This is a genomic window from Chryseobacterium lacus, from assembly GCF_003336205.1.
GTDB lineage: Bacteria > Bacteroidota > Bacteroidia > Flavobacteriales > Weeksellaceae > Chryseobacterium_A > Chryseobacterium_A lacus.
Map to the genome: position 1 here is coordinate 191,674 of NZ_QPIE01000004.1, position 14,032 is coordinate 205,705.

Sequence of the window (14,032 nt, forward strand, 5' to 3'; positions counted from 1 at the left end):
AATAAAAGTGTTACGCCAAATCAGAAAAATTTGGTTTTCATTGTTTATTTTTTGGTATGATTCAAAGTTGACTAACCGGAACAAAAAAAAGTGGTACGCCCTGGGCATGGGTTATTTGAAGCTTTTTATCAAACTTACATACCCGGAGATCGCTTTTATATCGGTTCCGGCTCTTCATTTTCATTTTATTATTTCCGGTAGATAGAATTTAATTCCTGTTGGTCTCTTTATCATTTCGTGGACAAAACTGCATCTTACAATGAAAAAAAAGGACAGTTTTTGCATGATTGTTAGCAGTAAAGGCTTGGATGAGAGGGAATTGTGTTTGGCGTGTGCGATTTATTGAATGTGTTAAAATAATTCTGTCAGGACATTCCTTTTCTGTTTGGGCGTTATGATGGGCAATACAAACTATTTTGTTATATAAAAAGGCTTTCCGACTTCCATTTTTTTGGCCTTTTTTAGTCAAAAAAACCGCAGAAGATTGCTCTCCTGCGGTTCCGTTCAACATTGGTTTCCTACAGAATCACTGTTTCTCCCAGATAAGCCGAGTTGCTGGCGCTGCCGCCCACAGAATTCCGGAAATAACAATACACCTGAACCGGTTTGCCCGTCATCGTGCCGGGAACAGACTGTGCAGCCAGCGCATCAGCACGGGTTACTGAACTGTCATAGAGGGCGAAAGTGCCCAGTTCCTCACAGAATACTACCGTGCAGAACACATCATCTGCCGCCGCATTGGCCTGGCCGCTGTTGTCGTCCCAACTGTAATTCAGCTGGCCGCCTGCCGCAGCGGTTACCACTGCATTCTGCGGATCAGCCAGATCACCCTTGGTGATGAGTACTTTGCTGTACATCAAAAAGGGTTCACCGTTCAGTACTTCCACGGCTTCGCGGATGTGATACGACACGGCCTTGTTCATCCGTGACTTCACTCCTGAGTTGCCGGCAAAAAACTGCCGCTGAATACTCTGTAGCGGAGTTACAAAGCCGATTACCAGCTTGAATTTCAGCCGCTGAAGCAGCTGTGCTTCCGTCGGCGCTTTGCCTGACGATTTCGGACGGCTTCGGATAATATCCTTGCCTCTCCAGTTAGAACCTACTACGGTACCTACGGTACCACTGAATCCACCGAGGATTCCCTTTTGTAACTTTCCCATTGTATAAATTTTTTGGGGGTTAATATTGGGACAAATGTATAGCGGCGTGCAACGGAAGAGAATTCTTCGCCTGTTTTTTCATGTTATTTACTGTTTGTGCGGGTAAACTGTATAGTGTAATCAGGATTTTCTTATTTTAAACAGGGCAGGAAAACCCGTTTTGTCATGAATCGTTCAAGCGTTGTTCGCATGTTCTTCGGATGCGCTTCGGAAAACACCGTTATTTTCCGAAGGTGACCCGAACGAATCCCGAGCAAGACCCGAACAGAAACCTTTCGAGAAATATTCATTTTATTTGGTATATAGACCCTTCCAATATTATTTGACACGGCTGTGTTCTTCAGCCCTACTGAACAGCCAGAAAGATTGGTAAAGAAGTTCTGACCGTTGTTTGATAATTAATGACCGCTTCGAAGTGAGGCGGCTTCGGAGAGCTGGGTCGCTCATTTTTTCTGCTTGTTTTTTATTCCTGACTCTTAACAGATTCCGTAAAAACAATGCGGTTTTTTTGTTATATTTGAATTTCTATTAATATATGCTGACTGAAGTGGTCCTTTCCATTACGTTGAGTGAAAAGATAGAAACATCGCTAATAACCGTTCCGAACATTATTCATGGCAAAGAAAACAGCTGCAAAAACAAAAAGTACCGAAGAAATCCTCTGGGATTCCGCCAATAAATTAAGAGGTTCTGTAGAACCGTCCGAATATAAACATGTGGTGTTGAGCCTGATCTTCCTCAAGTTTGCGAATGACAAATTTCTGAGACGAAGACAAGAACTGATCAACGAACACAAAGAAGCTTTTCTGGATATTCCCGAATTCTATCAGGCGGAAAATGTGTTCTATCTTCCCGAGGAGTCACGATGGACTTTCATTATGGAAAATGCCAAGCAGGAAAATATTACCCTGATTGTAGATTCCTCCCTGAAAACCATTGAGCGCACCAACAAATCGCTGGAAGGAGCTTTACCCGACAATTACTTTTCACGTCTGGGACTGGATCAGTCGAAGTTCTCGGCTTTGCTGGATACCATCAATAATATTGATACGCTACGAGATGAAGCCCACGATATTGTGGGGCGGGTGTATGAGTATTTCCTGAGCAAATTTGCCATTGCCGAAGGGAAAGGAAAAGGGGAATTCTACACGCCAAAATCTATTGTTAACCTGATAGCTGAAATGATAGAGCCTTACAAAGGAAAAATCTATGATCCCTCATGTGGTTCGGGTGGTATGTTTGTACAGTCGCTGAAGTTTATTGAAAAGCATAAGGGAAACAAAAAAGATGTTTCTATCTACGGTCAGGAGTTGACCAACACAACCTATAAACTGGCAAAGATGAATCTCGCCATCCGTGGGATTTCTTCCAATTTGGGGAATAAAGCGGCTGATACCTTTAGCGACGACCAGCACAAAGACCTGAAAGCCGACTATATTATGGCGAATCCACCTTTTAATTTAAAGGACTGGCGTGCGGAAAACGAACTGACTAACGACCCAAGATGGGCAGGCTATGAAGTACCCCCAAAATCCAATGCCAACTATGCGTGGATTCTGAATATGGTCTCCAAGCTTTCTCAGAATGGGGTTGCCGGATTTATTTTGGCAAACGGGGCGCTGAGCGGTGGTGGCGAAGAATATAAGATAAGGAAGCAGATTATTGAAAACGATTTGGTGGAAGCGATTGTGATTTTACCAAGAGCCATGTTTTATTCCACCGATATTTCGGTGACGCTCTGGATTCTGAACCGCAATAAAAACGAAAGAACTTTTGAAGTGAACGACGGCATTAAAAATTACCGTAACCGAAAAGGCGAAGTTCTGTTTATGGATCTGAGGCAGAAAGGGGAGCCGTTTGAAAAGAAGTTTATTCAGTTTGGCGAAGAAGAGATTACTGAAATAGCGACTCATTATCACAATTGGCAACAGCGAGACTGGCAGGAAACGTATCAGGATATTCCTGAATATTCTTACAGTGCCAGTCTGGAAGACATCCGCAAAAAAGATTATTCTTTGGTGCCGAGTAAATATATTGAGTTTGTCAACCGTGATGAAAGTCTGGATTATGCTGAGCAGATGCAAAGTTTACGGACTGATTTGCAAGATTTGTTTCAGCAGGAAAGCCAGTTGAAAGAAGAGGTTTCCAATGTTTTTAAAACTTTGGGATATGAGTTATAAAAGGTTAGGAAATTATATTCAACAGGTTAATGTTCGGAACAAGGATTTGGAAACCGAAGTTCTTTTAGGGGTTAGCATTACTAAAAAACTGATTCCATCAATTGCCAATGTGATAGGAACGGACATGTCCACCTATAAAATCATTGAAAAAGGACAATTTGCCTACGGAACTGTAACGTCCAGAAACGGAGATAAGATCTCCATTGCTTTATCCGATCAGTATGATAAAGCATTGGTTTCTCAAATCTATGTCGTTTTTGAAGTGATTGATACGGAAGAATTACTTCCTGAATATTTAATGATGTGGTTTTCCAGACCTGAGTTTGACAGATATGTAAGATTTCATTCTCACGGCAGTACGAGAGAAACTTTTGATTGGGCAGATATGTGCGAAGTTGAATTACCTATTCCCACCATCGAAGAACAGCGACAGATTGTTGCGCAATACCAAAGCATAGCCAACAAAATAAAAGTCAACGACCAGATTTGCGAGAAACTGGAAGCAACTGCGCAGGCTTTATATAAACATTGGTTTGTGGATTTTGAATTTCCGGTCGGTCATTGCGAGGAGAGCGGAACGAACGACAAAGCAATCCCTGCCTTGGTTGCCGAGGAAACAAGTTTATATGCTACCAAGCAAAAAGGCTACAAATCTTCCGGCGGTAAAATGGTTTGGAATGAGGAACTTGGGAAGGAGATTCCGGAGGGATGGGAAGTTGGGATTTTAAAAGACATTTTTGATAATTTTGATTCTAAACGAAAACCCATAACTGCATCAGATCGTATCAAAGAAAAAGGATTATATCCATATTATGGAGCAGCTGCACTAATGGATTATATTGATGATTATATTTTTGATGGAACTTATATTCTTTTAGGAGAGGATGGAACAGTTATGAATAATGATGGCAGCCCAGTATTACAATATGTTTGGGGTAAATTTTGGGTTAATAATCACGCACACGTTTTAAAAGGTAAAAATGGATTTGATGAGAACTCACTTTATCTTTTGCTAAAAAACACAAATGTTTCTGATATAATTACAGGTGGAGTTCAATTAAAAATTAACCAAGGTAACTTAAATAATCTGTCGATTATAAAACCTTCAGAGAACTTATTGTTGGCATTTAACAAAGAAATATATACAAAGTTTGAAATAATTAAAAATTATAAAGAACAAAACCAAAAACTCACGCAACTGCAAAGTTTGTTGTTGTCGCGGTTGGCGGTTGGGGAGGAAGTGAGTGCTTAAAATAAAAAACTAATAACAGAAAGTTTGAATTATGGACAAATATCTAACTAATACTGAGAAATTGGTAAATCATATTTATTGGTTTTATGAAGATTTGGAAACGCTACCAAAGAAAGACCATTATGGATTATCTATAAATTATACAGATTTGAAAGAAAGAAAAGACGATTTCCTTTCGGAATTAACAAACACAGTTGTTAGTTGGGTTTACAACAATAGTAAATCTAAAGATTTATTTGATAAGAGATTTGCTGAAACTAGTGACTACGGAAATGCGGCGAATTTTTTAACCAATCAAGCTTATAAAAAATTTAGGAAAGGATATCCTCAAGGGCAATTTGGAGAACTATTATTGTTCAATTTGATACAGCATTATTATAAAGCTGTTCCTATTTTAAGAAAACAGAGAATAACAACTTCTGTTGGTCACGAAAGGTTTGGAGCTGATGCTATCCACTACAAAAAACAAGGAGATGATAATGTTTTTATTTTAGGAGAATCTAAATGTTATGAGAGCAAATATTCTTTCAGCTCAGCATTTGAAACATCATTAAACAGTGTTGTAACTACTTTTGATTTGTTAGATAAAGAAATCGACTTGTATCTCTATGATGATTTTTTAGAGCCTGAATTAGAAGATGTTGTTAAAACATACAAAGCAGGAAAATTACCAGATGTGAAATTTGAATTGGTTTGTATGGTTGTTTACAATGAAACTACTAAAATTACTGGAGAGAATGAAAAAAGTATTAAAGAAGCAATAAAAACAATCATAAAAAATCGTTGCAAAAGTTTTGATCAGGAAAAATTCAAAATTATAAATGAAGCTTTGTTGACTCGAATAAATTATATCGTTTTCCCGATTTGGGAATTGGATGTATTGTTAGATGCATTTCAATCTAAAGTTGGTTCATAATGGTACTTTTACTAAACAAAACTGATAAGCACAATGACTTAATCTGCTATTTGCTGAATTTTGAACACCAAGCAATAGCAATGAAATTGGGTTTAATTGAAGAATCTGATATAGCAATTACGGAAGATAGGTTGTATCAAGCCATTGGTGTAATAGATTATTATTCGAGAAATTCTGACGAAGAATCGAAACAAATTGTGATTGTTCTATCATCAATTCTCTATACTTATAAACAGAATCATTGGACAGGGCTAAATCAGTTTTTAGTAATTGTTTTATCGCGGATTGGATTTGCCCCATCAGCTATTATGGTTGATGAAAATTACAATAATGAAAATAATACATTTAGTGCCTTACATAGCTTTATCAGTCAAATAAGCACAACTCTGAATCAATTGAAAAATGAGATCTTTATAAATAATCAACTATATCTTCTAACGGATTTTCAAAAAAGTATTTGGGACATTAGTACTGAATCTAAGTTTTTAGGAATATCTGCACCAACCTCTGCTGGGAAATCATTTGTTATACTTTTAAAATGCATAGATAATATTATCAAAAGAGGAGGAAATATTGTTTATGTTGTACCAACTTTAAGTTTGATTAATCAAGTTGTAAATGACTTTCACGATAAACTCAAAGAGTTTTCTTTAGATCATTATGAAATACTGACAACATACAATGAAAACAGAAATAGTAATATTATCTATGTTCTAACTCCAGAAAGAGCCATTTCCGCATACAACGAAAATGATAAACCTTTTGGTGATGTTAATTCGTTTATTGTTGACGAAATACAAAATATTGAACGCCTAGAAAATGAAAAAGATGAGAGATCAAAAATATTATTTGACAGTTTAATTGAGTTAAGTTTTAGTTATAGTCCTGATTTAATTATTTTCAGTGGCCCACGTGTAACAGGACTCAAAAGTTTAGGATTTGATATTTTTCAAGAAGTAAACTCAAATGAGTTGAGTGCAATATCATCTCCTGTGACAAATTTCACATATAGTATTTTAAAAAAAGGAAACAAGTACTTTTTTAAACAATACTCCCAGATTAACAACGATTGTTCTTTAATTGAAATTCAAAATACTGATTATCTCAAGATTGGTGGTAAACAGTATGATGATAAGTATTTGTCATACCTAAGTATCATCATCAATAAATTAGGAGTTGATAGTACAAATATTATTTTCTCACCAACTTCTGGAACTGCTCGAAAAATAGCCATAGAGTTAGCAAATAAAAATGCAATTGCAAATTCTAAGCTGTCATTAGAGGATTTAATAAAGTACGTTTCTAATACAGTTCATCCTAATTATGATTTATGTAAAACTTTAAATAATGGTATTGCATACCATCACGGAAAAGTACCTTCACACATAAGAAATGTTTTAGAGTTTGCTATCAAAGAGAAAATGATTGACACCATTGTGTGTACAACTACATTGATGCAAGGTGTAAATTTACCGGCTCAAAATGTTATAATGCGGAATGGATATCTCTCGACAAGAAGTATTCAGGGTGAAATGCCGAAACTAACGAATTATGAGATTTCTAATTTAAGAGGACGTGCTGGAAGACTTTTAAAAGATTTTGTAGGTAGAACTTTTGTTTTGGACGAAAATGCTTTTGATAATCAAACCGAAAAACAAGGTGATTTGTTTAAAGATGAAAATAAAGATCTGCAGAGTGGATATGGTAAAATATTTACGAGCAATAAATCAAATATAACTGATGCGGTATTCAATAATATGAGTAATGAAAACTTGCGAAGTGATGTTGGAAAGGATAGTAAATTTCTAATAACCTATATCAGATATAATATTTTAAAGCACGGTATGAATTGCGTGAAAAGGTTAAATTCTGTTGGTATTGATTTTACAAACGAGGATATAAAATTTATAAAAGATGAACTTGAGAAAGAACTCGAAGTCCCTTCAACAATCTGTTTAAAAAACAGATATATAGACCCCCTAGTAATAAATGATATCTACTTAAATATAAATTCTTTTATTATTCCAACTAATATTAATGAAAACAATTTATCTCATCATTTTTTTAAGCTTGTTGGTCAAATAAAATCTAAGTATCCTAATTATTACAGCAATTATTTTGATGGTGATTTGTCGGAGTCTTTTTTTTATACAGTTAGTCACTGGATGAGAGAAAAACCACTTAATAAAATACTTTCAGGTGATTATTTTAATGACTCTAATAATATTGATTCAAAAATTGATACAATACAAAAGAAAATATGTTTTGATTTAACTTCAATGCTTAAGCCCTTTTACTCCATTAAAAATTCAGAGTCAAGTATTTTAAGCTGTATTGAAATGGGCGGATATAAATCGTTAACGCTACAGTTAATTAGCTTAAATATTCCGAGAGAAGTTGCACTAATACTAAGTGAGACGATTTTCTCTAAATTAAATATTAATATTCAAAGTCTGGACGATGCTTTTGTAAAAGCATATATAAAATCAAATATCAATGATATTGATTTTTGGAATAGAATACAGTTACAACATTTATTATAAACAAATGAAATACACCGAATCCCAATTAGAAAAATCATTTATCCATCTCCTGAAAAGCGAAGGCTATGAATACGTGAACGGTAAGGAGGTATTTCGTGCTTCGAATCAGGAGGTTTTGATTCGGGAAGATTTGAGTAATTTTTTGCTGTTGCGTTATCCCGATTTGGAAACGATAGAACTGGAAACTCTTATCAATGAACTGGCGTATCAACCTGCTTCCAATCTCTACGACAGCAATAAATACATTGGGAAACTCTTGGCAGACGGTCTGATTTTTAAGAGAAACAATCCTTCTAAAAAAGATTTGCACATCCGATACATCGATATAGATTCAACCAGTCTTTTGGAAACCAATCGGTTTAAAATTGTGAACCAGCTGGAGATTCAGGGAAAAGAATTACGGATTCCCGATTTAATTATCTATATCAACGGGATTCCGGTGGTGGTTTTTGAGTTTAAAACAACGATAGAAGAAGAGATTACCATTTATGATGCTTACAAACAACTGAGCATCCGCTACCGAAGAGATATTCCGGAACTGATGAAATACAATGCGTTCTGCATCATCAGCGATGGCGTGAACAACAAAGCAGGCTCTCTGTTTGCGCCTTACGATTTCTTCTACGGTTGGCATAAAATAACAGGCGAAGAAAAGAAAGCACTGACGGGCATTCATACCGCCACATCAATCGTCCACGGGATGCTAAACCGGGAAAGGCTTTGCGATATTCTGCATCACTTTATCCTGTTTCCAGATACTTCTAAAAAAGAAGAAAAAATTCTTTGCCGTTATCCGCAGTATTATGCTGCTAACAAACTGTTTAGCAATATCCAAAAGCACCGCAAACCGGAAGGTGACGGAAAGGGCGGAACCTACTTTGGAGCGACAGGTTGCGGGAAAAGTTATACGATGCTTTATCTGTCGAGACTGCTGATGCGTTCTACGCAATTGGCAAGTCCGACCATCATTATTATCTCCGACCGAACAGATCTGGATGATCAGCTGTCGAGGGATTTTACCAATGCCAAGGATTTTATTGGCGATGAAAATATTATCAATATAGAAAGCAGAGCCGATCTTCGGGCAAGACTGAGAGGCAGAGAAAGTGGTGGCGTTTTTCTGACAACCGTTCAGAAATTTGCAGAAGACAGCGAGATTTTAAGTGATCGCAACAATATTATCTGTATTTCCGACGAAGCCCACCGGTCACAGGTGAATCTGGATTTGAAAGTCCGCATTGATGAAGATGGTGTAAAAAAATCGTACGGTTTTGCAAAATACCTGCACGATTCTCTTCCCAATGCGACGTATGTAGGCTTTACGGGAACGCCGATTGATAAAACGCTGGATGTTTTTGGTCCCGTGGTAGATTCCTACACGATGTTTGAATCGGTGGTGGATGAAATCACCGTACGCCTCGTATATGAAGGTCGTGCTGCAAAAGTCAATCTGAACCATTCGAAAGTGGTGGAGATTGAACAGTATTATCAAAATGCGGTTGCAGAAGGTGCTTCGGAATACCACGTGGAAGCCAGCCAAAAAGCGATTGCCAGAATGGAAGTCATTCTCGGCGATCCAGACAGGATAGAAGCCATTGCACAGGATTTTATCAGTCACTATGAAAAAAGAATCGAGGAGAAAGCGACTGTTGCCGGAAAAGTGATGTTTGTGTGTGCTTCGCGGGAGATTGCTTATAAATTATTCAAAGAAATCATCAGACTTAGACCTGAATGGAATGAGAAAACCATTTCGGAACATCTGAGCGAGAAAGAGCAGAAAGAAATTAAGCCCATTGAGCGCATTAAAATGGTGATGACAAGGAGCAAGGATGATGAAGAAATTCTTTGGAATCTTCTCGGAACAAAAGAAGACCGAAAAGAACTGGACAGACAGTTTAAACAGATGCACTCCAACTTCAAAATTGCCATCGTAGTCGATATGTGGCTCACAGGTTTTGATGTTCCGTTTTTGGACACGATTTATATTGATAAGCCGCTGCAAACGCATAATCTGATTCAGACGATTTCCCGTGTGAACAGAAAATTTGAAGGCAAAGACAAAGGTCTCGTTGTCGATTACATCGGCATCAAGAAAAACCTGAACCACGCTTTGGGCTTATTCAATAACACCACTGCAGCCGATGATTTTGAAGACCTTGACAAAGCGGTGATTATTGTAAAAGATCAGGTGGATTTACTGCGACAGTTTTTCTATGACTTTGACAGCACCGATTACTTTACAGGATCACCTATTGAACAACTTAACTGCCTGAACCGTGCATCGGAACTGGTGCTGTTCACAGAAAAATCCGAGAAATTCTTTGTGGATGTTACCAAAAAACTGAAATCAGCTTACAACCTGACCTGCGGTTCGGAAATTTTTAATGAAAACGAGACCGATGAGATTCATTTTTACTTTGCCATCAAATCGATTGTCATCAAGCTAACAAAAGGCGAAGCTCCCGACACCGCACAGATGAATGCCAAAGTGAGCAAAATGGTAGAAGATGCCATCGTTTCGGAAGGCGTGGAAGAGATTTTTAAACTGGATGACAACAAAGCCAATGCTATTAATTTGTTTAACGATAAATTCCTCGAGAAAATCAACGCGCTTGAAATGCCGAATACCAAGATCAAAATCCTTGAGCGGCTACTGAAGCAGGCTATTACTGATTTTAAGAAAGTAAACAAAGTAAAAGGCATCGAGTTTTCGGAAAGACTGCAAAAAATCATCAACAGCTACAACGAGCGCAGCGAAGCCGACCTTCTGGATTACGACGCCATACAGGCAGATACTTCGGAACAGATTCTCGACTTAATTCTAAAACTGCGTACCGAAATGGCATCTTTTGAAGACCTCGGCATCAACTACGAAGAGAAAGCCTTCTACGATATTCTGGATATGGTGTGTAAGCAATATGGTTTTGAGTTCGACAAAACAAAAATGCTGGAGCTGGCCAGGGAAATTAAGAAAATTGTAGACGACACTACGAGATTTCCGGATTGGAGCGACAGAGACGACATTAAAGCTCAGCTGAAGATGGAGATCATTGTGAAGCTACATGAGTTCGGTTATCCGCCGATTACACAGGATGAGGTGTATAAGAATGTGCTGGAGCAGGCGGAGAATTTTAAGAGGAATAGATATTAAACAAAACACCAAAAACAAATGACCGAAATCCTTACACCCGAAATCATCGTAAAAAATACGCCTTATTTCTATTATATTTTCAGCCTGAATAAGGTATCACTTTCTTTCTGAAGTTAAAGTTGTGAATTTTTATGCATGGGAAAATCAACGGTTCCCGAAGCTGGTTATCAGCATATAGTTTTTTGTGTGTCAATCCTGTGTTTTTAGGTTGAAATGAACAGAAATAATGATGAGCAGAATAGCATTACCCATTAAAAAATCCGGAATTATTCGAGCCTTGCAGCACTCACAAATCCTTCAACGCCTTTGTCGGTTTTGATGTGAAACCATTCACCATCGCCGGCGATAATCATCACCGTTGTTTTCTGATCCAATATACGGAGGGTTTCATACTGCGTTCCGGGCCCTGCTCTCAGATTGGAACCTGCTTTAACCGACTTTTCACCGGAAATCACAGATTTTTTATAAGCAGGTACCGCACGTTGGCGGACGTAAGGATAGGGATCCACAGCTCCACCTCTCGTGTAAATGCCAAAATGCAGATGAGGAGCACCACCTTCGGCGTTTCCGGTGCTGCCAACGAGTCCCAGGGTATCCCCAGTATTCACCTTTGTGCCGCCCTGCACCATAATGCTGTCGAGATGCGCATAATAGATCGAATTTCCAAGAAGGCCATCGCGCTGCCAAACCTGTTTACCGCCCAGTCCCGAATTCCCGGTCTGCGTAATATAACCGTTGGTAACCGCCAAAACGGGTGTGCCTCTGCGGGCGAATATATCGATGCCTTCATGGCTCCTTCCGCCACCGTCTCGGCTGGCACCCCAAAAACTCTGCACATCCCGGTTGCCTTTTCCGGCCACCGGAAATCCCAGTGAGGGCTGCGTGTAGATTTTGAACGTAAAGTTTCCCTGATATTCGATTTCAGGCTGAATGATCATTTTGTGAATTCCACTGTTTTCGGTGAAGCGGCTGAAGCGGCCATTCTTCAGAAGTTTGGTCTTGGTTGGTTCTGCTGTGGAAGATTGTTCATAGACATCGATGAATATCAGGGTTTCCGGATCTTCCAATTCGGCCTCAATCATTAACTGATCTCCTTTCTTTAATTCAATGGAATAGCCCAGCGCATACAGTCCGCTTGCCGGGATAGAAGCGGAATATCCGTCTGTGATGATGAGGTTATTTTGTGTTGCGGTACTGAATTCTGTTTTCCATCGGGTCATCAGGCTATCAGATCCCTTGAAGCTGCGCTCATATTTTGCACGCTCGGAGGTATCGAATAGGTTTTTTACAAATCCGTCGCAGGATACCACAGTGAGTAAGATGACAAAGAAAAAAGCATTTTTACACCTGAACATGATAATTTATAAGCAAAGATGTTGCCGCACAGTTCATTTTCAACGCATATCCTTAACCCGGATCACGATTCCCGGCAGTCTGATGCCTACCCATTTCAGTTCGAAACCAAAATATCATTCTGACTATTTTCACTGCCGCATATCTTCCCGGTGGCATCATCTTCGCCCAGCCGCCGATGTATTCAATTTTTTTATACCTGAAGATTTCCAGATTTCTTCAACCGCTATGGTTTTTGTTATATTTGAATCTCTATTGACAAATTGCGCGAGGTTTCCTCTGCAATGATTCAGCAGTTCAAAATGAGTCAGTCCCAAACCCATCGATCATGAAAAACCCAGTCTTAGATCAGTTAATTCAATTACGCCGACAAATCCATCAACATCCGGAAATTTCCGGAGAAGAAGTCAACACCGCTGCGGCAGTGGTGGCATTTTTTAAAGATTTAAAACATTCCCATATCGAAACAAAGGTGGGCGGAACAGGAGTGCTGGTTACTTTTGATTCAGGAAAACCGGGGAAATCATTATTGTTCAGAGCAGAATTAGACGGTTTGCCCATTCAGGAGGAAGGTGATTTACACTATAAATCCGTTTATGAAGGAAAGGGACATCAGTGCGGGCACGACGGGCACTTAACCATCTTGGCCGGTGTCGGAGCCTGGCTGTCCGAAAATCCACCGAAAAGGGGAAAAGTACATCTGATCTTTCAACCGGCCGAAGAGAACGGGGAAGGTGCCAAAGCCGTCATGAAGGATGAGCGGTTCAAAGGCTTGAAATTTGATGAGGTCTATGCCTTACACAATCTGCCGGGCTATCCTTTAGGTCAGATTGTCGTAAAGGAAAACTCGTTTACCGCAGCAGTGAACAGCATCATCATTAAAATAAAAGGAAAAACTTCTCATGCGGCTGAACCTGAAAAAGGACTGAATCCATCATTAGCCGTTGCGGAAATCCTGAACGGACTGGAAACCTTTCAGAATAATAATCCCGAATTAGCAGACTTCAGACTGATTACACCGGTGTATGTAACCATGGGCAGTCAGGATTACGGGATATCCGCTGGTGATGCTGAAATTCATTTAACGCTGAGAAGCTGGACGAATGAAGGATTGGCGGAGTTAGAGCGTAACGTTATTCAATTGGCAAAAGAAGTTTGTACAAAACATCATTTAATTTTTGATCATGAGTTTTTAGCTCACTTTTATGCGAATGAAAATGATCAATCATGTGTCGATGCAGTCAGAAATGCAGCGGAATCAGCAGCGCTGGATATTTTGGAACAGTCTTTTCCTTTCAAATGGGGTGAGGATTTTGGAATCATGACAACAGAATTTAAGGGCTGTATGTTTGGACTGGGTTCGGGAGAAGATCAGCCCGCGCTCCACAATCCTGATTATGATTTTCCCGATGAATTGATTCCGAAAGGGATTGCGATTTTCACCTCTCTCATTAAAAACCAACTGAAGTAAAAAAAT

8 protein-coding genes are annotated in these 14,032 nt (G+C 38.8%); 6 read left to right on the forward strand and 2 right to left on the reverse strand.

Annotated features, from left to right (window positions below; translation table 11 throughout):
- Nucleotides 1-518: 518 nt before the first annotated feature.
- The gene (locus tag DQ356_RS06390) at nt 519-1,160 is read right to left on the reverse strand and encodes a DUF6266 family protein (protein ID WP_114303643.1); all 642 of its coding nucleotides are present in this window, start codon (nt 1,158-1,160) and stop codon (nt 519-521) included.
- Between the two features lie 614 nt (nt 1,161-1,774).
- Between DQ356_RS06390 and DQ356_RS06395 the strand changes: the two genes are divergently transcribed.
- From DQ356_RS06395 to DQ356_RS06415, 5 genes are read left to right on the forward strand one after another with little or no spacing between them, the layout of a single operon-like run.
- Entirely contained in the window at nt 1,775-3,340 is a 1,566-nt protein-coding gene (locus tag DQ356_RS06395; RefSeq protein WP_114303644.1) for a type I restriction-modification system subunit M, read from the forward strand.
- Nucleotides 3,309-4,592, forward strand: a complete 1,284-nt coding sequence (locus tag DQ356_RS06400) for a restriction endonuclease subunit S (RefSeq protein ID WP_114303645.1) — start codon at nt 3,309-3,311, stop codon at nt 4,590-4,592. Before DQ356_RS06395 ends, DQ356_RS06400 begins: the two co-directional genes overlap by 32 nt.
- Nucleotides 4,593-4,623: 31 nt before the next feature.
- On the forward strand, nt 4,624-5,508 hold the full coding sequence (locus tag DQ356_RS06405) for a HamA C-terminal domain-containing protein (protein ID WP_114303646.1): 885 nt from the start codon (nt 4,624-4,626) through the stop codon (nt 5,506-5,508).
- Entirely contained in the window at nt 5,508-8,051 is a 2,544-nt protein-coding gene (locus DQ356_RS06410; RefSeq protein ID WP_114303647.1) for a DEAD/DEAH box helicase, read from the forward strand. The genes DQ356_RS06405 and DQ356_RS06410 overlap by 1 nt, the downstream gene beginning before the upstream one ends.
- 4 nt (nt 8,052-8,055) lie before the next feature.
- Nucleotides 8,056-11,202, forward strand: a complete 3,147-nt coding sequence (locus DQ356_RS06415) for a type I restriction endonuclease subunit R (RefSeq protein ID WP_114303789.1) — start codon at nt 8,056-8,058, stop codon at nt 11,200-11,202.
- 266 nt (nt 11,203-11,468) lie between these two features.
- On the opposite strand, the gene DQ356_RS06420 is transcribed toward DQ356_RS06415, so the two are convergent.
- Nucleotides 11,469-12,557, reverse strand: a complete 1,089-nt coding sequence (locus DQ356_RS06420; RefSeq protein WP_114303648.1) for a M23 family metallopeptidase — start codon at nt 12,555-12,557, stop codon at nt 11,469-11,471.
- 326 nt (nt 12,558-12,883) lie between these two features.
- Between DQ356_RS06420 and DQ356_RS06425 the strand changes: the two genes are divergently transcribed.
- Complete coding sequence (locus DQ356_RS06425; RefSeq protein WP_114303649.1) at nt 12,884-14,026, forward strand: amidohydrolase; 1,143 nt, start codon at nt 12,884-12,886, stop codon at nt 14,024-14,026.
- The last annotated feature ends 6 nt before the right edge of the window (nt 14,027-14,032 follow it).